Consider the following 23,032-nt stretch of genomic DNA (forward strand, 5'->3'; position numbering starts at 1 on the left):
TTGAACCTTTCTAGTTCGTTGCGATCTGATTTTATATCAATGATTGAACGAGCGAAGTAATGGGTAAGTCAAAAGCTAAAATCACAAACTGGAGCGAGTACAACCGTGCATTATGCCAACGTGGTAGTGTGACTTTTGGGATTGACGACTCTGCCATTGAAGCTTGGATATGTACAACGCATCACTGGAAACGAGGTAGAGGTTTCCAATACTCAGATGCTGCTATCGAAACTACCCTTATGATAAAAGGTATTTTCTGTCTTCCGCTTCGTGCGTTTCAAGGTTTTATCGACTCCATTTTTAAACTGATGGATGTGTCGCTCACTTCTCCTGATTACACATGTATCAGCAAACGGTCAAAGACGGTGCAAGTTCGGTATCGCAATAAGTCTAAAGGCAGCATCCGCCATATAGCCATTGACTCTACAGGTCTTAAAGTCCTTGGAGAAGGAGAATGGAAAGTCAAAAACCACGGCAATGAAAAGCGCAGAGCATGGCGCAACCTCATCATGCTGTCGATGTAAATACACATGAAGTCATCGGTGCTGAAGTGAGCTTGGTTAATGTCGGTGATAGTGAGGCGCTTCCGTTAGAGACTTCTGTTCTATTTGGTTTTTCACCACAGCTCATTGCTGCCACATTAGTGGCAGACTGTGTTTCTTTCCATGACATGATTTAGCTAAGATTTCATCAGCTTGCGAGCCTTGAAATTCCTTAGTTGCTTTACTCATGAACACTCACTTTTCTTGCTTAGTTTCCAATGGTTGGTTTAGTTGCTCAATCGTAATTCCATGCTGGGTGGCGTTGTACAACCAAGTGTGGAATTGCTCAAGAAGTTTACTGTTCTCGACCTCAAGCCGCGCAATGGTTCGCTCGCGTTTTTCCAATTGATCAGCAGCTGCCTTCAAACTGGATGGCAGGTGTCTGTTGCGTGCAGCAACAGCCTTAGGAGAATTACCCGAAACAAGCCTCTTCACCTCGGTAAATGCGTTCTTGATACGTACCTGCTTTTGCAGTGTTTGCCTAGTGGTGGAAAGCTTGTAATCGTGTTCCACAGCCTCTACCAATCTATCCCATGTAAGTTTGGAGTCCATAGGCCAATCATCCAAAAGCTCACAAACGTTACTTACATCTTTATCCGTTAAATGTTTAGCCACAACAATCAGTCCTCGAAAAAGTCCATGCAATCCATATCCTCTAAAGCCTCAAACAGTTCATCGTCAATCGCTGACTCTGGATTACTATCAATCCCAATCATTTCATCAACCGTAACCTGCTGGGCTGCCTTGATGCGCTGGAAGTTTTCAATCTTAGGCAAACGCTTCTTACCATTAGCATCCATTGCACGATCCAGTTGCGTTACATCCTCAACATTGAGGAGTCTTATGAGGGAGCCTTCCTCAATACTTGGGTCTTCCATCATGGTAAGCAGTTGCTCACAGCGGTCTGTGGTTATTTTCCTGCGTTCATAGAACTGCAAAGCTCCCTGAACTCCATCATCAACCGCTTTTTTGTCCATTTTGAGAAGTCTTTTTTCATCTTTTAGACGCTTACGAATGCGCTCACATTTACCGTCGTCTCCTTTTTCACAAACTTGCTGGTCGCAATTAATACAGTCGCGGTATTTAGTGCAAGGTTCTGCCATGTAGGACGTCACACACATGCCAAACTCGTTTGTATGCGCTGTTAAAGCCGCCTTCGTGTTCAGCTCTTGCAGTGTTCGTGGGGTCGCAACCTGCACCTGAATTTGTGTAGTGCCTGTTGTTGGGTTGTCCATCAAGCCCTGTGAGACAAGCTCTTTTTCTCGGTCTTCAATAAAGTCAGCACCATATTCCTCAGGAGTTGTGTGGTCGTAATAACGATTGTGCCTAGGGTCACTACGCATCGCCCAGTTCGCTCGTTGCTCTCCATCCATACCATTGACTGCCGCCATGGTGTCCAACATATGACGAACCTGGTGTGAGGTCATGCTCAAGTTTCCATGTTCCCAACGCTGGAAAACTGAAAGCGAACCTGTTGATAGTTCACCTGTTGTCCTGTTCTTTTTTTTCGTAGGCGCAAGGTCTTCGTTCAACGTGTTAATGGTCGGAATATGCAACTCCGTAAGAATGTTTGATTTTACAGTGTCTAAGCCATTAGCAAAGCCAGCATACAAAGCCTCTGACCATTTAACTTTCACATATCCATTACCGTTATCAAACGGTATGTAAGGAAATCCCTCTGGAAGGTCTTTCCTGAGGATTAAGTTCAAATCTAGGAGCGTAACTAGGTAATCTTTTCGTAAAATGCCCTTACGCTTTAAAAGCTGGTTTCTGGCTGTATGCCACTTTTTGCGATTTTTTGCATTAGAGAGGTCGCCATACGTGGACATATTCAATCCTAGTGCCATCGCAGACTCGTCCATCGTCAGAAGTTGGTCTTCAGGCACATCTGGGCAAAGCTCGTGCCTCGGGAAACATGAACTCTCTTCTAGCATCTTTGCAAACTTTCGTGCTGGCTCTGACAGTGCTCGCAAACGCTCTACAGCTGTATCCACAACACCATACATACACGTGGGAATCCACTTGTGCGCGTGACCAAAATCCTTACCTGAATACCACTTTATTCCCTTAATCTGGATGGTAGCAGCGAGGTCTAGCTCTTCGTCATCAGCATCCTGAGAGTCTTCTATGACATTACCAGAGTCGTCAAATACAACCCCTTCAGTATCCTCAAAAACAATTTTGTTCTCTTTTTGGTATTTAAGAATTTCCTTCACATCATTTTTAGTAAAACCATCCTTTTTAAGCACTTCCCAAACTTTCAGCTCATCGGTATGAATGGGGTCAGAAAGCAAATATAACGGTTCTGAACCTCGGTTTGGGGCAGCCAGCAGCAAGGTAATGGTAGATGTTGTGAATATATCCCTAGGACTTAAGTCTTCCACCTTTTGTGCATTAACAGAAGCTAGTGCCAATAATGCATTCTCGTCGGGCATTTTGTCCTGCCGTCTCTTGTCAGCATCATCACCCGTTGCATTGTCAGCAGGTTTTTTGAGTCCACTCTTCCACGTAAATGGCTTCAATAATTTATGATCAATCAAGAACTTGAGCAGGTCGTTTAATCCACACCCTGCCTGATACGCAGCCCCTGGACTTAACGATTCTTTAGCCGCTCGTTGAGCGTCATCGAAAACTTTTTCAGTAAGCTTAGTGGTTTCAAAATCTTCACCCTTATGTAACCGCTGCCAGCCTGCATTGATTGCGCGCAAGGCTTGGAATTTAACGTTGATGCCTGCTTTGGTTCCCCCTCCATAGGTAACGTAGGCTTTTGCAAAGGGGATTAAAGATTCATCCAGCAACTCATCGGAATTTTTTTTTCGGCTATTAGCACCGAAAATGGTGAAGTTACCTACTTTAGACCAGTAGTTTTTATCGTAGACATACTCATCGTTTAATGGCGCAATATAACGTCCGAACTCGATGAAATCGACTTGGTTTTTAGTATGTTCAAGCTCGTACTTAGGCTTAAAAATCAATACATCAGCCATTGTTATGCTCCCTACATAACTGGATTACTTGGCATACAGCGAGGATGGCATTGTCATTGATTGAGACGATTTGCATGTCACCATTCGCGTCCACTTTTAATCGTTCTCGCTCTTCGACTAACCATTCGAGGATCAGGTGGTGAGGGGCATGTACCCATGGGCGGAATTTAGGGCATAAATAACAAGCAATAGGGGCATAATCTTGGCAAAAGCTGCTTGAACCGCAGGAGCCAACATCACAATCTTTTTCACGACAAGGAATACGTGCCGCACCTGCATTTTCTGCATTGGCTTCATCCTCATCCTCAACTAGTTTTCCAGCAAACGCAGAAGCATACCGAGCCAGTGGTTGGTTCATAATTTTGGAGATATGTACTGCATGTTCAGGGGTGTTAACAACATACACTTTTACATTTTGCGTATCAGACTGGTCAAGCAAGTTGGCAATAGTAAGCGTACCAGCCCCCTCCCTCGCAGCACGTGTACCCAGGGTGTAGCGAAAACGGTAGGCTGTTGATTTTAAAGGCTCACCAGTTCGTTCGCTGATGATTTTAAGCTTTTTGACCGCACTGTTTAGCTTATTCGTCAGGTTACCTGTTTTAATATGAGGTAGCTCAGACTTAAGATAATCCATTAAGGCATCTGGTTTTATTTGTTGAATCTCTTTAATGGTGCCAACGTCGATAAACAAAGGCAGCTCACCTTTTTCTTCAGACGTCATCTTCCGCCCTAAAGCCACTTCCACCTTAGCTGTTTGCTCTTTGATATGTAGTTCCACAATCTGTGCAATCGAATTCACTAAAGCATAAGGCTTTAGGATGCTACGGAACTTTCCTTTACGAACCTTTGCTCTAGGAATCAGTACCACATATGCTGGAGAACCCGTATATTCAGACGAGTAAGAAAAGTCTTTACACTTGATAGATGCAATCTGAACACCACGACGACCCGACGCTTTAAACATCGAAAGACAAGCATACTCATCCGTTCTCAGTGTTCCTTCGGCATACCGATGCGCGGCATTTAAACCGATTGCTTGAAACTCTAAATCACTGAATGGACCAGTTTCGGGGTCGAGAGTAAGTACTGCAACCCCTTTATCATTGCCACCCAAGCGCCACTGGTCAGTCAGCTTAAACACTGCATCATCAATATGTTTATCCAGTTTTAGAAACCGCATCTGGCGGAGCATTCCTCTTACAACCGATACCTTGTACCACTTCTTCTTCGGTAGTGCATTTTTAAACGATGCAAAACCCTGTTCAGTTAAGTCATTTTGACCTGTTATCGTTTGATAAAGCTTAAGTTGAATGGCTATATTCTGGGTGTGTTTAGCAGATGAAGTTTCAGCATAAAATACCAGTGCTTCTCGAATATCATCCTGCAACGGTTGAACAAAGGTATCCAAGAAGTCCAAAGATACAGTTACGTCCCGATTAAGTGTCCATCGGTTAGATAGATAATCAAACTCGAAGCCATTGTGGGACATGGATATCGTTACTTTGCTTTCGTTAGCAAGACCAAAATTAACAAAGTCGTGATTCAAATTCTTATTCCCCTGCCCAGACATCTTCATCTCTCTGCTGAACGATTGAACTTATGGTGTTTGACTCTTCTTCTTGAAGGTCTAATGCCATCTCCATGGCACGTTTATCATCATGTCGTTTGGAGTAACGTTTTGCGCTCTTGGAGTTATCTGTCCAGCCCATTAGTTTTTTCCTATCGGCTTCTGACTTGGCTTCCGTTGTTTTGCCTTCAGCAATGCGTTTATCTGCAAAACCACTGAATTCATCGTTCCACGTATGGCGACCTACATGAGAGTGTACCCTGAAACCAACAACGGCAGCGATTTGACGAAAAACCTTCTGTACCTGAGCCATTGATAAAGCAGCATTGGTTCTCTTTTTGTGGTGATGAGTAACGAACAAATATTCGATATGTTCAGAGCCAGTAGCATTAGGGCGATGATGGATAAGGTAGTTTTCGTACATCTCTACCAAGCGTCTATCCATTGGTACAAACCGCCCCACAGTCTTTCCTTCAGGTCTACGCTTGCGTTTGTCGCTGTTGTCAGTTTTAGAGCGGATCATCACGAAATAACGCCCGTCTTTGTCGCGCTTCCTGATATCGGATTGATTGTGGTCGGTTTTCACTCTGATTTTAAGCAACTCTCCAAGCCGACAACCTATGGCAAAAAACATGTTTACGATGAGTTGGTTGCGATGTCGAATCGATTCAGACTTCCACGGGTTCTCAGAGGAGTCTGGGTGAACAAGATCAAGCACTCGGGTTTTTTCTATTGGCTCTAAAGATTTCCAATCCCCCCAGTCAAGGGCTTCATCGCTGGTGCCAAACTTGTCTCCTCTAATCTTTTTCAGCTCAAATTCAGCCGTGGAATCTTTAGAGGAAAATAACTCTTTTTCTAACCAACCAATATATTGCGCAAATACCGTTAATCGGTTGTAGGTAGTGTGCGGGGAGATTTTTCCCTCAGGATTAACAACGATATTTGCCCTTGCCGTTTCGAGCTTCTTTTTCTTGATATTCAAGATATTAGAGGATTCATGTCTAGCAACCATTTCACGGAAAGATGCCACTTTAAATGTTGAGTGTTTTTTGATGTTTTCAAAATCCTTGCTTGTCAGAAAGTCGCCTGTCTTGCATCGCTCAATTAGATCGATTTTTTCGAACTGACAAATTTCTTCCAGGAAGCAAAGGTGCTCAAAAACACGATTGCAGGTGTTACTTGCTTTGGATTTATTTCGGTAATTCAGGGTGACAAAGAGGTTTTGGTAATGCAATGGCATACCATCCTCACCTAAAAGAATTGAATAGCTTTCCCCACTCGACATTTGAAATGCTTTTACCTTCATACTTCTCCTTAAATCCACCAAAAATTAACAAAAACTCAAGGTAACACCGAAACAAAAGGCGAGCATAAAAAAAGTTTACAGAAGTTACAACACTTACTGTAAACTTTTCCTCTTAACCCATTGTTATACTTGATTCAAATTGTAAAGTTTAACAAAATCAGGTCTCGGGTAATCGTCAGAACGGGATATCGTCGTCAAAATCCATTGGTGGCTCATTGTACTGCTGCTGTGGTTGCTGCGGAGCCTGTTGTTGTGGTTGCTGTTGCTGAGGCGCATTGTACTGCTGCTGAGCTGGCTGTTGAGGCTGACCCCATCCACCTTGTTGCTGCTGTTGACCGCCCATTGGTGCGCCGCCACCTTGAGCACGACCGCCAAGCATTTGCATCACACCATTGAAGCCTTGAACAACGACTTCAGTTGAGTAGCGATCTTGGCCACTTTGATCTTGCCATTTTCGAGTTTGCAGTTGCCCTTCAATGTAGACTTGAGAGCCTTTACGCAAGTACTCACCTGCTACTTCCGCAAGTTTGCCGAACAACACAACACGGTGCCATTCCGTTTTTTCGCGCTGTTCGCCAGTCGCTTTATCACGCCATGAATCAGAAGTCGCAATAGTAATGTTTGCTACTGCACCGCCATTCGGCATGTAACGAATTTCAGGGTCGTTACCTAGATTCCCCACCAAAATAACTTTGTTAATTCCACGGCTGGCCATGATGTGCTCCGTTTCACTCTGGATATATAAAATTTTAGCGCATTAGAATAGCACGCTTTAATGTTTTGATTAAAGTCTAATACCATTGTGATCTATTGAGTCACCCTCTAGAACCCAAATCGTATTTCAACTTACGTGTGTAGCATTTTTGATTCGCGTTGCAGACATCGTTTCGTGAAGCTTTGAATTCGAACGCATTTATTCAGTAAAGCGATGGTTATGGCCTCTCTTTAATGCCAGTTTATGGCTTCTAATGAACCCAGGGAGATTGGAACACGTGAGAAAGTCGGCTTACGCAAGAAAGCTATTTCTGATCAGTATGGAAGATAATGCGCAAAAAAAAGTGGCGGCACTCGAAAAGTACGTTGATATGAGCATCCCGGTGATTTCAACCGCAGCACTCATGGAAGCCAAGCCACAACACCGTAATAAAATTCTACTGATCGACTTCAGTGAACATAAATCACTTGTTCAATCGATCAAAAACTTGCCTCTTGTATGGAAAAACTTTGAAACCGTTGTCTTCAACGTGCCTAAAAGACTAACCACGGATGAACTTCTTTCATTTGGTCAATTAAAAGGTGTGTTTTATTCCGAAGATACGCTAGAGCAAATTGGAGAAGGGTTAAAAGGCATTGTTAACGGTCAAAACTGGCTGCCGCGTAATGTAACCAGTCAACTTTTACACTATTACCGCAATGTCATTAATACTCATACTGCACCAGCTACGGTAGACCTAACCATTCGTGAGCTACAAGTACTGCGTTGCCTACAAGCTGGCGCCTCGAACAGTCAGATGGCCGAGGAGTTATTCGTCAGTGAATTCACCATCAAATCGCACTTGTATCAGATATTCAAAAAGCTATCCGTAAAGAACCGAGTACAGGCAATCGCCTGGGCAGACCAAAACTTAATGTCTTGATGCAATGTGAGCGGCTCTGATAACTGAAATGACGAGTCGCTCATCTTTTTTCCGCACCGAGTCTCACATTTTTTCCTACTTTATTCATGATTCATTGATACCTCTCGTGTTAAAGTTATGCGCAGATTCTTGATAAAAACGAGATAGGATATTCCCCCAATGATAAAAAAATGTCTGTTCCCTGCTGCAGGCTATGGCACACGCTTCCTACCGGCAACGAAATCTATGCCAAAAGAGATGATGCCAGTCGTGAACAAACCGCTTATTGAATACGGTGTCGAAGAAGCAATCCAAGCTGGTATGAACGGCATGTGTATTGTGACAGGTCGTGGCAAGCACTCGATCATGGACCACTTTGATAAGAACTACGAACTGGAACATCAGATTAGCGGTACCAACAAAGAAGAGCTGTTGGTAGATATCCGTGAAATCATTGAATCTGCAAACTTCACTTATATACGTCAACGCGAAATGAAAGGCTTGGGCCACGCGATTCTAACTGGACGAGAATTGGTAGGTGATGAGCCATTTGCTGTTGTTCTTGCTGATGACCTTTGTGTGAACGAGCAAGAGGGCGTACTGGCTCAGATGGTGTCACTATTTAAGCAGTTCCGCTGTTCTATCGTTGCAGTGCAAGAAGTACCAGCCGAAGAAACACACAAATACGGCGTTATCTCTGGTGAAATGATCAAAGACGACATCTACCGCGTAGACGACATGGTAGAAAAACCAGAGAAAGGCACGGCGCCTAGCAACCTTGCTATCATTGGCCGCTACATCCTGACTCCCGATATTTTTGAACTGATTGAAAACACTGAACCTGGTAAAGGTGGTGAAATTCAAATCACTGACGCGCTGCTAAAACAAGCAAAAGCGGGCTGTGTATTGGCTTACAAATTCAAGGGCAAACGCTTTGACTGTGGTAGCGTTGAAGGTTACATCGAAGCAACTAACTATTGTTTTGAAAACCTGTATCTAAAAGATGAAAAAACCTCTGAGCTAGGTAAGCACGCAACACAAAAAGCTGTATAAAGCATCGTCGTAGTACGAAATTACTGTATCGAAAGCCCAGCACAACGCTGGGCTTTTTACTTTACTGTTTTTTTATCCAGTAATTTTCTTTGCACATTTCTCACACTATGTAATACTTGCCCCACTTGGTTATACATAGAGCAAAAACGATGGATAAAATAGAAGTTCGCGGTGCCCGAACCCATAACCTTAAAGACATTAATCTTACAATCCCTCGCGATAAACTGATTGTCATTACTGGACTAAGTGGCTCCGGTAAATCCTCTCTAGCTTTCGATACATTGTATGCAGAAGGCCAACGACGCTACGTAGAGTCTCTCTCTGCCTACGCTCGTCAGTTTTTGTCTCTGATGGAAAAACCCGATGTCGACCACATTGAAGGGTTATCACCTGCGATTTCTATTGAACAGAAATCTACTTCTCATAACCCGCGTTCAACCGTCGGTACAATTACCGAAGTCTACGACTACTTACGTCTATTGTATGCTCGTGTGGGCGAACCCCGCTGTCCAACGCACCATGCCCCTCTTGCTGCGCAAACCATCAGCCAAATGGTGGACAAAGTCCTAGAGATGCCGGAAGGCAGCAAAATGATGCTATTGGCGCCTATTGTCAAAGAACGTAAAGGTGAGCATGTTAAAACGCTTGAGAACTTAGCGGCTCAAGGCTTTATTCGTGCGCGTATTGATGGAGAAACTTGCGATCTTTCCGATCCTCCAACCCTTGAGCTACATAAAAAGCACACCATTGAAGTCGTGGTAGACCGCTTTAAAGTTCGTCCAGACTTACAACAGCGCTTGGCCGAATCTTTCGAGACCACGCTCGAATTATCAGGCGGAATTGCGGTTGTCGCGCCAATGGATGGCGACGGTGAAGAGATTATTTTCTCCGCCAACTTCGCTTGTCCACAATGTGGTTACAGCATGCAAGAGTTAGAGCCGCGACTTTTCTCATTCAACAATCCTGCTGGTGCATGTGGCACTTGTGATGGCTTGGGTGTTCAACAATACTTCGATCCAAGCCGAGTCATTCAAGATGATTCATTAAGCTTGGCACAAGGTGCGATTCGCGGTTGGGATCAAAAGAACTACTACTACTTCCAAATGCTCACCTCATTGGCCGATCATTATGGTTTTGACCTCCATGCCCCTTTTAATTCTCTGCCAAAGAAAACGCAAGATGTCATTCTAAAGGGCTCAGGTCGTACTGAGATTGAGTTTAAATACATCAACGATCGTGGCGATATTCGCGTTAAACGCCATCCATTCGAAGGTATTCTGAATACCCTAGAACGTCGCTATCGTGATACAGAATCCAACTCTGTCCGTGAAGAGCTTGCAAAATACATCTCCACTAAATCTTGTTCAAGCTGTGGCGGTACTCGTCTACGCCTTGAAGCACGTAACGTGTTTATTGCTGATACGACACTACCTGAGATTGTTGAACTCAGCATTGCTGATGCATTGGAATTCTTCCATTCCTTGAAACTGGAAGGTCAACGCGCCCAAATCGCTGAAAAAGTGATGAAGGAAATCAACGACCGCCTGCAATTCTTAGTTAACGTCGGTTTGAACTACCTAAACTTATCACGCAGTGCAGAAACCTTATCAGGCGGTGAAGCTCAACGTATTCGTTTAGCAAGCCAAATTGGGGCGGGTCTTGTTGGTGTGATGTATGTTCTGGACGAACCGTCGATTGGTCTCCACCAGCGTGATAATGAACGCTTATTAAAAACGCTCACTCATTTGCGCGATTTAGGTAATACCGTACTTGTGGTAGAACACGATGAAGATGCGATTCGCTGTGCAGATCATGTCATAGATATTGGTCCTGGTGCTGGCGTACATGGTGGTAATGTTGTTGCGGAAGGCACCATGGAAGAGATAGTCGCGAATCCGAATTCTCTGACAGGTCAGTACTTAAGTGGTGTTAAAGAAATCACAGTACCGAAAGATCGCACGCCGCGAGATCCGAAAAAAACGGTTGAGCTATTAGGCGCAACAGGTAATAACCTTAAAAACGTTAACCTTTCAATTCCTGTTGGGTTATTCAGCTGTATTACAGGGGTATCTGGCTCAGGTAAATCAACGCTGATTAATGATACTTTCTTTAAAATTGCGCATACCCAACTTAACGGAGCGACAACGGCTCAGCCTTCACCTTATAAATCGATTAAAGGTCTAGAGCACTTCGATAAAGTCATCGATATCGATCAAAGCCCAATTGGCCGTACACCTCGCTCTAACCCTGCAACCTATACGGGGATCTTTACACCAATCCGTGAACTGTTTGCAGGCACACAGGAGTCGCGTTCTCGCGGTTACAAACCGGGCCGTTTTAGTTTTAACGTACGCGGTGGTCGTTGTGAGGCCTGTCAGGGTGACGGTGTTATCAAAGTAGAAATGCACTTCCTACCAGATGTTTATGTGCCATGTGATGTGTGTAAAGGTAAACGCTACAACCGTGAAACGCTCGAAGTACGTTACAAAGGTAAAACTATTGATGAAGTGCTAGAAATGACGGTCGAAGATGCACGCACCTTCTTCGATCCAGTTCCTGCCATCGCTCGCAAACTACAAACACTGATGGATGTGGGTTTGTCGTACATACGATTGGGTCAAGCGGCAACAACACTCTCCGGTGGTGAAGCACAGCGTGTGAAACTGGCGCGAGAGCTATCCAAACGTGATACAGGAAAAACCTTGTACATTTTGGATGAACCAACAACCGGCTTGCACTTCCATGATATCCAGCAGTTGCTCACTGTACTGCACAGACTTCGCGACCACGGAAACACTGTCGTGGTGATCGAGCATAACCTGGACGTCATTAAGACTGCGGACTGGATTATCGATCTTGGTCCTGAAGGGGGTCAAGGTGGCGGCGAGATAATCGCTCAAGGCACTCCGGAAGATGTGTCGCAAATCGAGGGTTCGCACACAGCTCACTTCCTCAAGCCTATGTTGAAGTAGAAAAAACAGGTAAAGTATCGAGACCAGCAAGTGCTGGTCTTTTTTCATTCAAAACAACGCAATAACTATGGCTACTATACATGTAAGTGGAACAAAGCTTTCTCCCGAAAAAGTACAGGTTCCCCTCAATCGCAAGTTTCTCATTGCCTTGGCAACACTATTTGTGTTGGCAATGCACTTTTTCATGCCCAACCCCGGCGGTTCGGGGCTTTCGCTTTCGTTCAATGCGACAACTTGGATTGCTTTTAGCTTTGCATTAGGCATTGGGTGTTACCAACTAGCGAATAATCGAGTGCTACGTTACTCAAAACTAACCATCGGCTTGTTCATTAGTGCTCTTATCATGACAGTGCCCATTCTGTACCCAAATGCGAATAGCAGCTTGGCAGCCAATAAGCTCATTGGCCTGTGGTGTGGTGTCCTGTTCTTTATTGTTTTACAACAATTTCATTTCAGTAATAAACATCGCCAACGCCTATTATGGTTCATTGTCCTTGCGGTTGTTATCGAAGCCATTTTTGGTCTGACACAATATCTGTATCTCAAACCAGGCAATCCGTTTGGTTACGACACGGTGGCCAATCGTCCTTATGGTATTTTCCAACAGCCCAATGTAATGGCCAGTTTTCTTGCGACAGGGTTGGTGATTGCCAGCTATTTACTTGCACGTCAGCCCTACAAATACGATCGTAAGTTAAGCGATGTTTACCTTCTCTATGCCGTACCAGTTTTAACTTTACCACTAATTGTGGCGTTGGCTTCACGCACTGGTTGGTTAGCCTCGGTCATCGCCGTGTTGTTGGTCATTCCATACATGTACCGCTTTGCAACCAAAGGGCGCTTTATCCGCTGGGTTGTGTCACTTGTAAGTGGGCTCTTACTCTCAGTCGTTGTCATGCATCTTGCCTTTCCTGATGGAGGTGGGTTAGCCGCAGAAAAAGTAAATATGGAGTCTCCTCGAGCGTATACTTTTCCGCAAACATTAGACATGGTGATTGAAAAGCCTTTTACTGGTTATGGATATGGCAAGTTTGAATCTGAGTACATGCTGTATACGGCTCGTCAACATGCCCTAAATGAGAATTACCCAGCTGGTTTGCCAGCCATGGATCATCCGCATAATGAGCTACTTTACTGGGGAGTCGAAGGTGGCTTGCTGCCAATACTCGGCATCTTCTTAGCGATGGCACTGGTACTGTATCGAATCTATCAAGCCAAACGCGGAACTCGTCTTGCGTTGCTGGCCTTGTTTATACCTATCGTATTGCACTCGCAACTGGAATACCCTTTCTACCACTCTCTCGTGCATTGGTTGATCTTCGTTATCCTGCTGTACTGGGTCGATCAGCGCGTCTCTCGTTATCGACAAGTCGGCTTTAGTAATGTAACCAAAAGCTTGCTGCGTGTTTTTAGTTTGGTACTTCCCGTTGCGTTTACGTTTTACATGGTAAGCGCATTGCATATGAACTATGTATTGACGAAGTTTGAGACCACTAGGCCAACTAATCCTGATATTCTGAATCAAGTCAGTAACCCTGTGGTTTGGAAAGACAGATTTGATTGGGATGTTTATAGCACGTTTTTAAACATTGGGCTGTACCAACAAGACGCAACCTTGATTCAGCCTTATATCGATTGGTCGCTAAAAATCATCAAAGATAAGCCTCGCCCTGCATTTTATAATAATTTGATTTTGGCCTACCAAGGCTTAGATGACTCAAGTAAAGCGGAGCAAATTAGAGCTGAAGCGCAGTTTTTGTTCCCGAAGATTGATTTCAGTGACGTCAATTACCAACCACCTTCTCAAGCAATCTCTGCCTCACCAGCCCCCACTTCAGGTGAAGAGTAATAAGTACAAAAAAGCGAAGGGATGACCTTCGCTTTTCTTCATCTCATTGCTGTATGATTTTATTCAGTGAGTGACTCTTCTAACGCTTTTAAGCACAGCGCAACGTTTTCAGATCGAGCGCCGTAACCCATTAAGCCAATACGCCACGCTTTACCAGCTAATGCCCCAAGGCCTGCACCAATTTCTAGGTTATAGGTTTCTAGCAAGTGAGCACGAACTTTTGCTTCATCAATTCCTTCAGGCACGTAAATCGCATTTAATTGTGGCAACCGATGGGCTTCGTCCACAACAAATTCAAAGCCTAACTTTTGTAAGCCATTTTTGAGTTTTTCATGCATCAGTTGGTGACGAGCCCAAGCGTTTTCTAATCCTTCATTTTTCAGTATCAATAAAGCTTCATGAAGCGCATACAAGCTATTAACTGGCGCCGTATGATGATAACTACGCTTGCCTTCTCCACTCCAATACCCCAAAACTAAACTCTGATCGAGGAACCAACTCTGTACTGGTGTTGTTCTTGCTTGAATCTTTTCAATCGCGGCAGGAGAAAACGTCACTGGTGAGAGCCCAGGTACACATGACAAACATTTTTGACTACCAGAGTAAACCGCATCCAGTTGCCATTCATCCACTTTTAACGGCACACCACCAAGCGATGTCACCGCATCAACAATAGATAATGCATTATGCTGTTTCGCTAGCTTACCCAATGCTTGAGCATCACTGACTGCACCAGTTGAGGTTTCCGCATGCACAAAAGCAAGAACTTTTGTATCTGGGTGCTGTTCGAATGCTTGCTCGACTTTATCAATGGAAACAGGCGTCCCCCATTCATCATCGACGATAACAACTTCACCACCAGCACGGACGACATTTTCGCGCATGCGTTCACCAAATACACCATTACGGCAGACGATCACTTTATCGCCTTTCTCGATCAAGTTTACAAAGCAGGTTTCCATCCCTGCACTACCTGGCGCTGAAACCGCAATAGTGAACTCATTGTCAGTTTGAAAGACATACTTCAATAGCTGCTTGAGCTCATCCATCATACCGATAAACAGAGGATCAAGGTGACCTACAGTAGGACGGCTTAGTGCTTGTAACACTTGAGGATAAATATCAGAAGGACCAGGTCCCATTAAAATACGGTGAGGTGGAATAAAGCTTTGGATCGACATGTCAGCTCCTTGATTATCTTTTATCCTGAGCATTCTAAAAGTTCTATTCAATAACATGGCTCAGGTGTAGGGTTCTTCACCCTAATAGATTTTTCCTCTATCAGCAATTAGCCGTAAGTATGGAGGTCAAACCAGTGTCACAAAATCGTTAATAAAAAACACCATAAAGGTTGAAATATTGATTGACATTAAGGCCTCAAAACCGTTCAATGTTTGAGCTTTATGTAGAAGAGGAGCGCTACCCAGGTAGATGATTTGTGGAACCGCAATTCCAACACCAATCATTGAGGGGGAGTAGTGCCGAGGTAAGTCAAAGTTGCAGGATTTGACTTGTCGGTTGAATTGGGCTGAATCCCATCAACTGTCATCAGCGCAGTCTGATGAAGGGCTTCTGAGGGTAAATTTTTCAAATAGCATTCTAAATACCTCTCTTTTTGCTCTGTTCCTTTTCTCACTAAACATTGGATGTATAATTTTTTAGGAAGTCGTGGGAGAACGCAGTGAGCGCATTTAACGTAGCTAAATTCGGTGGAACCAGTGTTGCCAACTATGAGGCAATGAGTCGTTGCGCCACCATTATCGAAAACAATCCAAATACTCGCCTAGTCGTGAGCAGCGCTTGCTCTGGCGTCACCAACCTATTGGTAGAACTCGCCAACGGTGTTCAGGATCAAACGCACCGTACTGAGCTACTGCAAAATCTGGCCAACATTCATGACGCCATTTTAACTCAGCTCGAAGACAGCACGAAAACTGCTGCCGAGGTGTATGGCATATTAGATACCGTAACCAGCCTGGCCGAGGCTGCATCTATCCAAGCTAGTGCGAAGTTAACCGATCATTTAGTCGCATGTGGTGAACTCATGTCGACGCACATTCTAACTCAGTTAATGTGTGAGCGAGGCATTCAAGCAGTGCGCTTTGATATCCGCGATGTGCTGCGTACTGATGACAACTTTGGTCGCGCGGAGCCAAACATTGAAGCAATTTCGACGCTTGCGCAAGATAAACTCGTACCACTTTGCCAACAATCCGTTGTTGTTACTCAAGGCTTCATAGGATCTGACGAAGCCGGTAATACAACAACATTAGGTCGAGGGGGCAGCGATTACAGCGCCGCCTTAATTGCTGAGAGCGTTAAAGCGGCAGGGCTAGAAATCTGGACTGATGTTCCGGGTATCTACACAACAGACCCGCGAATTGCACCAAAAGCCTCACCAATTCCTGAGATCAGCTTTAGTGAAGCTTCAGAAATGGCTAACTTTGGCGCTAAAATCCTTCACCCTTCTACGCTAGTACCTGCATTGCGCCACGACATTCCGGTATTTGTAGGGTCATCGAAAGAGCCTGAAAAAGGGGGAACTTGGATTCGCCACCAAGTCGAAAGCTCACCGTTATTCCGTGCGCTAGCTTTGCGTTGTAACCAAACCATGGTAACGCTACGCAGCGCCAATATGTTCCACGCATACGGCTTCTTAGCAAAGGTCTTTGAGATCCTTGCAAAGCATAAGATATCTGTCGATTTGATCACAACATCTGAAATCAGTGTATCGTTAACACTTGATCAAACCGATACATCCGGCGGAGCACCACAACTGCCGCAAGCTGCACGAGAAGAGTTAGAAGAGTTATGTAAGGTAGAAGTTGAACATGACCTATGCCTCGTTGCTCTCATTGGTAACAACATGAGTGAGAGTAAAGGCTACGCGAAACAGGTTTTTGGCACGCTAGAAGATTTTAACCTACGCATGATTTGTTATGGCGCTAGCCCTCACAACTTATGCTTCTTGCTCCATGAATCGGTATCGAAACAAGCCATACAAAAACTCCACACTGAGTTGTTTGAGAAGTAAGTTCAACTCAATAAAACAAAGGGCTGCGTATCTGCAGCCCTTTGTTGTTTCAATAGTTGTTACATTTGGACGAGGTAAACATCAATTTAACCGTTAATGTTTGGCCCTAACCATTTTTCAGCCTCGATCCTATCCCACCCCTTACGATCGGCGTAACTCTCTAGCTGATCTTCTTGGATCTGTGCGATCGCAAAGTAACGTGAGTCAGGATGAGAGAAATACCAACCAGAGACTGACGCGCCCGGATACATTGCATAGCTGGAGGTTAGAGTCATGCCAATATTCTCTTCCACATTAAGTAGCTCCCAAAGCGGTCCTTTTTCAGTATGCTCAGGGCACGCTGGATAACCTGGTGCAGGGCGAATACCTTGGTATTTTTCACGAATGAGATCATCGTTAGATAAATCTTCATCCGCAGCATAACCCCAAATTTCTTTACGGACACGCTCATGCAAATACTCAGCAAACGCTTCGGCTAGGCGATCCGCCACCGCTTGAATCATAATTGCGTTGTAATCATCTCCCTGTGCTTTGTATTCATCAGCAAGCTCTCGTTCACCAATACCACCAGTGACAGCAAATGCCCCTATCCAATCATGCTTACCCGACTCTTTAGGTGCGATGTAGTCGGATAAACAATAGTTGAATCCTTTTGGTTTCTCGGTCTGTTGTCGCAAGTTACGTAATACTTTCACAACGTCGGTACGAGTTTCATCAGCATAAACTTCAATGTCGTCCCCCACGCTCGCAGCAGGGAATAAGCCACACATTCCACGCGCTTTTAACAGGCCTTCTCGCTCAACTCGATCAAGTAACTCGTTGGCATCTTCGAATAAACGTTTTGCTTCTTCACCAACTTCTTCATGTTGGAAAATTGTTGGATACTTACCCACAAGTGACCAAGTCATAAAGAATGGTGTCCAATCAATGTATTGACGTAATATAGCCACATCAAAATCATCGAAGATATGAATGCCAGGCTTAACAGGCACTGGAGGTGTATAAGCTTCCCAATCGATCGCAACTTTATTCGCTCGAGCCGCTTCTAATGTCACTGGTTTGGTTCTCGGTTTCTTTCGATTATGTTGATCACGTACTCGTTCGTAATCAGCTTCAAGTTTTTCAACAAATTCAGGGCGACGTTCATCTGACAGAAGAGAAGTACATACGCCCACTGCACGTGAGGCGTTGTTCACGTAAACCACTGGATGCTTGTAATTTTGCTCAATCTTAACTGCTGTATGGGCTTTTGACGTTGTTGCGCCACCGATGAGAAGAGGTAAGTTAAAGTCGAGACGCTCCATCTCTTTTGCAACATGTACCATTTCGTCTAATGAAGGTGTGATCAACCCTGATAAACCAATAATATCGACGTTCTCTTCTTGCGCTACTTTTAAGATCTTTTCGCAAGGAACCATGACACCAAGATCGATAATTTCGTAGTTATTGCACTGCAATACAACGCCAACGATATTTTTCCCGATATCATGTACATCACCTTTGACCGTCGCTAGCAAAATCTTACCGTTTGTTTGTCCCACCTGCTTTTCTGCATTGATGTAGGGCTCCAGATGCGCGACTGCTTGCTTCATCACTCGTGCAGATTTTACGACCTGAGGAAGGAACATTTTACCCTCACCAAACAAGTCTCCGACGACGTTCATCCCATCCATTAGTGGGCCTTCAATCACCTCTAATGGCTTTGAAGCGTTGACACGAGCCTCTTCGGTATCATCAACGATGAACTCAGTTATTCCTTTCACTAACGCGTGCTCTAAGCGCTTTTCAACAGGCCAAGTTCTCCACTCAAGTGCAGAGGCATCCTCCTCTTTACCTACCCCTTTGCCTGCATATTCCGCCGCGATATCTAACAATCTCTCAGTGGCGTCATCACGACGGTTAAGAACGACATCTTCCACAGCCTCACGCAATTTTTCAGGCACGTTATCGTAGATTTCTAACTGACCCGCATTCACAATCCCCATATCCATACCATTTTTAAAACAGTGGTAGAGGAACACCGCGTGAATCGCTTCACGTACATAGTTATTGCCACGGAAAGAGAATGAGACGTTAGAAACACCACCCGAGATCATCGCATGTGGTAAATCACGTTTGATATCGCCAACGGCTTCAATGAAATCCACCGCGTAGTTATTATGCTCCTCGATCCCCGTAGCAATGGCAAAAATGTTGGGGTCAAAAATGATGTCTTCTGGTGGAAAGCCCACTTCATCAACAAGAATTCGGTAAGCGTTGGTACAAATTTCTACTTTGCGCTCACGTGTATCTGCTTGCCCAATCTCATCAAACGCCATCACAATCACAGCCGCACCGTAACGGCGGATCAACTTAGCTTGTTCAACGAATTTCTCTTTGCCTTCTTTGAGAGAGATCGAGTTAACAATGCCTTTTCCTTGGATGCACTTAAGACCGGCTTCAATAACCTCCCACTTGGAAGAGTCAACCATGATTGGTACTTTTGAGATTTCAGGTTCTGACGCACAAAGGTTTAAAAAGCGAACCATACAAGCTTGTGCATCCAACATGCCTTCATCCATGTTGATATCGATAATTTGAGCGCCATTTTCAACTTGTTGACGAGCCACATCGAGCGCTTCATCGTACAGCTCTTCTTTAATCAAGCGCTTAAAACGCGCAGAACCGGTTACATTCGTACGCTCACCGACATTGATAAATAAAGAGTCTTTATCAATCGCGAGCGGCTCTAAGCCAGACAAGCGACAAGCAACGGGAAGTTCAGGTAATTGACGAGGGGCGATATTTTCAACCGCGAGTGCCATTTGGCGAATGTGCTCAGGAGTTGTACCACAACACCCACCAATCAAGTTTAAAAAGCCACTTTGAGCCCACTCTTTAACATGCTTAGCCATATCTTCTGGCGACAAATCGTATTCGCCGAATGCATTCGGAAGCCCAGCATTTGGGTGAGCGGAAACAAAAGATTCTGATATACGAGAGAGCTCTTCAACATAAGGACGCAGCTCATCTGGACCAAGTGCACAGTTCAAACCAAACGAAATCGGTTTAACATGACGTAATGAGTTGTAAAACGCTTCTGTGGTTTGACCGGATAATGTCCGACCGGAAGCATCAGTAATAGTCCCCGAGATCATCACAGGTAACTCAATACCCATCTCTTCAAACACACTTTCAACAGCAAATGAACAAGCCTTAGCGTTAAGCGTATCGAAGATGGTCTCGATAAGAATAAGGTCAGAACCACCTTTAATTAGAGCACGAGTCGATTCAGAGTAAGCCTCAACTAACTCGTCGAAAGAAACATTTCGATATCCGGGGTCATTTACATCAGGAGAAATAGAACAAGTTCGGTTCGTCGGCCCTAAAACCCCTGCGACATAACGCGGTTTATCGGGTGTTTTTGCGGTCCATTCGTCTGCAACTTCACGTGCAAGCTTGGCAGCTGCAAAGTTAATTTCTTCACTTAGGCTTTCCATCTCGTAGTCAGCCATCGCAATGGTTGTTGCGTTAAAAGTGTTGGTCTCAAGAATATCTGCACCCGCTTCTAAATATGCAGCGTGAATTTCCTTGATAAGTTGAGGCTGACTTAGAACCAACAGGTCGTTGTTACCTTTTAGATCACAATGCCAATCCGCAAAGCGCGTTCCTCGATAGTCTTGCTCTTCAAGTTTGTACCCTTGAATCATGGTTCCCATACCACCATCAATCAAAAGAATACGTTGCTTCAATTGAGCTTCAATCTGTTGTCTTACGTTACTTCCCACAGTACAGCCTCATTCCTTTAGTTATCTTTCCATCCTATCACACAAACTTCAGGAGTCTAGACGTCTAAACGTGGAATTAATGATTATTTTATCTCCTTCTTAACTTACAAAATAATCACGAAAAAATGTTTGCTATTTAAGCAGCATCAGCCGAGAATTCCATTCATAAAATGTTACAAATAGAGAGCTCTATGTCGGTCTATCATACTTTATGTTTTCTATCCGCAGCTGCGATGCTAATTGCTTTTGTAAACAGCAAGATAGGAAAGATGCAAACCACCATTGCGATTACCGCAGGTTCAATGGTGCTTTCACTTCTAATCTTAATTGCGGGTCAAAACAACTGGTTCCATCTCACCGAAATTGCGACGGAGACGGTCACAAGGATTAACTTCGAAGATTTCTTGCTCAAAGGCATTCTTGGCTTCTTACTATTTGCTGGTGGACTAGGCATCAAACTCCCGAACCTTAAAGATCAAAAGTGGGAGATCACTGTTTTAGCCCTTGGAGCTACACTGTTTTCTACGTTCTTTATTGGATTTGCGCTGTATGGGTTTTGTCAGTTAATTGGCATCCAATTTGATTTGGTCTACTGCTTACTATTTGGTGCTCTAATATCGCCAACTGACCCAATCGCTGTATTGGCTATTGTGAAAAAACTAGATGCTCCTAAACGTATCTCCACTCAGATTGAAGGAGAATCGCTCTTCAATGATGGCTTCGGTTTGGTTATCTTCGTCACTCTATTTACGATTGCATTTGGCACTGAGGCACCAACTGTAGGTAGTGTCACCTTACTCTTCATCCAAGAAGCTATCGGTGGTATCACATATGGTTTCGTCCTCGGTTTGCTATTCCACTACCTGATCAGTGCCACCGATGATCACTCAATGGAATTGTTACTTACCATTGGTGTCCCAACAGCAGGTTACGCATTTGCTGAATACATCCATGTATCAGGCCCACTCGCGATGGTTGTATCCGGTATTATGATTGGCAACTGGACACGCTTTATTGGCTTTTCAAAAGAGAGTGAAGATCACCTTGACCATTTTTGGGAGCTTGTTGATGAGTTCTTGAATGGCGTGTTATTCCTACTGATCGGCATGTCGATGCTGCTATTTGAATTCCACAAAGAAGACTGGATCATGATGGCTATTTCAGTCCCTCTTGTACTAGCAGCTCGCTATCTAAGTGTATTTCTTTCTTACATAGGCTTTAAACGTTACAGAAAATATAATCCATGGTCAGTGCGTATTTTGACGTGGGGCGGTTTACGCGGAGGCCTAGCACTAGCGATGGCACTTTCTATTCCATCTGGTATTTGGGTGATTCAAGATAAGTTAATCGATGTAAAAGAGATTATTCTTGTAATGACCTACTCCGTCGTTGTTTTCTCTATCCTCATTCAAGGCTCAACAATCACTCCAATGATTGAAAAAGCAAAAGCAGAAGAGAAGAAGATGGAAGAGAATAACCAAGCAATAACCACTCCGGAACATACGGAGCCATTGGACTCTTAAAGACACGTAACTTAATAAATAAAAAGCAGCTACCTAGCTGCTTTTTTCATAACTAATTTTCAGACTCCCCTTCAAGGACTAATGCTCCTTATTCTTTGATATACCTTCAAATATACTAAGAATCGCTACGCTACATTTTCATAGATACTAACTATTGCCGATAGATAGTATTCATAGACGAGCCTTTTAATTTACCCATTTTCATCTGTATCACTTCTCTTCCCTTGGCAATATAGGCTCCTCGCAAACATCAAAGCTAAACTTCCACAATACTTAGCAATGAGCGAGTTTGTATTTTTATGAGAAAGAGACATTTAGGGTGATTGCGTTCAGAACCCAAACAGGTTAGCAACCTCACCAAGATAAAACTGAGCTAGCATTCAGTAGATCAAAGCCTTAACAGAAATTTAGCCCCCTCCCTCTTGATCTCAGTGAGACTAAACTTGTATTCAAAGTCATCCTATTTTCAAATTAGAAACAAGCGACACTTCAAACAATTAAACTCTGTCACATAACTAGATTTTCTAATATCGAATAAAAGGAGCTTTGGTTAGAGCTTGGTATCGGAATAAGACTAAGACTAAGGCACAGAGTTACGTGCTAGCTCGTTCACGACGTATTAAAACCATGTGAAGAGGGTAGTGTAACTCGAGATGCAAGATTTAAATATGAGAGTGGGTTTAAGGTAAGTCAGGTAACCAAAACGAAAAAAGCCCCAGTCTTTCGACTGAGGCTTAATATAAGTGGCGGAGTGGACGGGACTCGAACCCGCGACCCCCGGCGTGACAGGCCGGTATTCTAACCAACTGAACTACC

13 protein-coding genes, 1 pseudogene and 1 riboswitch are annotated in these 23,032 nt (G+C 44.1%); of the genes and pseudogenes, 7 read left to right on the top strand and 7 right to left on the bottom strand.

The features are described 5' to 3' along the window. Nucleotides 1–59: 59 nt before the first annotated feature. Nucleotides 60–589 (top strand): annotated as a pseudogene (locus R7P69_RS18940) (IS5 family transposase); the annotation flags it as partial. A gap of 148 nt (nt 590–737) precedes the next feature. Here the strand turns inward: R7P69_RS18940 and R7P69_RS18945 are convergent. From R7P69_RS18945 to R7P69_RS18965, 5 genes are all read right to left on the bottom strand, one after another. Continuing rightward, nucleotides 738–1,157, bottom strand: a complete 420-nt coding sequence (locus R7P69_RS18945; RefSeq protein ID WP_318097653.1) for a hypothetical protein — start codon at nt 1,155–1,157, stop codon at nt 738–740. 5 nt (nt 1,158–1,162) lie between these two features. Next, nucleotides 1,163–3,529: an integrase gene (locus R7P69_RS18950; protein ID WP_318097651.1), complete on the bottom strand. Its 2,367-nt coding sequence runs from the start codon at nt 3,527–3,529 to the stop codon at nt 1,163–1,165. After that, nucleotides 3,522–5,075 (bottom strand): site-specific integrase, encoded by a 1,554-nt coding sequence (locus R7P69_RS18955; RefSeq protein WP_318097649.1) that lies wholly within the window; start codon nt 5,073–5,075, stop codon nt 3,522–3,524. The genes R7P69_RS18950 and R7P69_RS18955 overlap by 8 nt, the downstream gene beginning before the upstream one ends. Before the next feature lie 4 nt (nt 5,076–5,079). Then, nucleotides 5,080–6,402, bottom strand: a complete 1,323-nt coding sequence (locus R7P69_RS18960; protein WP_318097648.1) for a tyrosine-type recombinase/integrase — start codon at nt 6,400–6,402, stop codon at nt 5,080–5,082. Between the two features lie 175 nt (nt 6,403–6,577). Next, nucleotides 6,578–7,117: a single-stranded DNA-binding protein gene (locus tag R7P69_RS18965; protein WP_005387798.1), complete on the bottom strand. Its 540-nt coding sequence runs from the start codon at nt 7,115–7,117 to the stop codon at nt 6,578–6,580. A gap of 277 nt (nt 7,118–7,394) precedes the next feature. Between R7P69_RS18965 and R7P69_RS18970 the strand changes: the two genes are divergently transcribed. From R7P69_RS18970 to R7P69_RS18985, 4 genes are all read left to right on the top strand, one after another. Then, nucleotides 7,395–8,039: a LuxR C-terminal-related transcriptional regulator gene (locus R7P69_RS18970; RefSeq protein ID WP_005381237.1), complete on the top strand. Its 645-nt coding sequence runs from the start codon at nt 7,395–7,397 to the stop codon at nt 8,037–8,039. A 159-nt stretch (nt 8,040–8,198) separates the two neighbouring features. Next, nucleotides 8,199–9,071, top strand: coding sequence for a UTP--glucose-1-phosphate uridylyltransferase GalU (gene galU, locus R7P69_RS18975; protein WP_238952127.1), 873 nt, complete (start codon nt 8,199–8,201; stop codon nt 9,069–9,071). A 149-nt stretch (nt 9,072–9,220) separates the two neighbouring features. After that, entirely contained in the window at nt 9,221–12,043 is a 2,823-nt protein-coding gene (uvrA, locus tag R7P69_RS18980; RefSeq protein WP_054575329.1) for an excinuclease ABC subunit UvrA, read from the top strand. Between the two features lie 67 nt (nt 12,044–12,110). Beyond that, nucleotides 12,111–13,892 carry a PglL family O-oligosaccharyltransferase gene (locus R7P69_RS18985; RefSeq protein ID WP_238952128.1) on the top strand — a complete coding sequence of 594 codons (1,782 nt, stop codon included), beginning with the start codon at nt 12,111–12,113 and terminating at the stop codon, nt 13,890–13,892. 59 nt (nt 13,893–13,951) lie between these two features. Here the strand turns inward: R7P69_RS18985 and R7P69_RS18990 are convergent, their stop codons facing one another. Further along, entirely contained in the window at nt 13,952–15,073 is a 1,122-nt protein-coding gene (locus R7P69_RS18990) for a pyridoxal-phosphate-dependent aminotransferase family protein (RefSeq protein ID WP_054575331.1), read from the bottom strand. Nucleotides 15,074–15,293: 220 nt separating this feature from the next. Then, nucleotides 15,294–15,472, top strand: a riboswitch (Lysine riboswitch). A 101-nt stretch (nt 15,473–15,573) separates the two neighbouring features. On the opposite strand from R7P69_RS18990, the gene lysC reads away from it, so the two are divergent. Next, entirely contained in the window at nt 15,574–16,926 is a 1,353-nt protein-coding gene (lysC, locus tag R7P69_RS18995; protein ID WP_065274909.1) for a lysine-sensitive aspartokinase 3, read from the top strand. 86 nt (nt 16,927–17,012) lie between these two features. On the opposite strand, the gene metH is transcribed toward lysC, so the two are convergent. Next, entirely contained in the window at nt 17,013–20,693 is a 3,681-nt protein-coding gene (gene metH, locus R7P69_RS19000; RefSeq protein ID WP_054728895.1) for a methionine synthase, read from the bottom strand. 191 nt (nt 20,694–20,884) lie between these two features. On the opposite strand from metH, the gene R7P69_RS19005 reads away from it, so the two are divergent. Continuing rightward, on the top strand, nt 20,885–22,216 hold the full coding sequence (locus R7P69_RS19005; protein ID WP_031781147.1) for a cation:proton antiporter: 1,332 nt from the start codon (nt 20,885–20,887) through the stop codon (nt 22,214–22,216). The last annotated feature ends 816 nt before the right edge of the window (nt 22,217–23,032 follow it).

Origin of the sequence: Vibrio sp. 661 (genome assembly GCF_033339315.1) — a bacterium.
GTDB classification, from domain to species: Bacteria; Pseudomonadota; Gammaproteobacteria; order Enterobacterales; family Vibrionaceae; genus Vibrio; species Vibrio alginolyticus.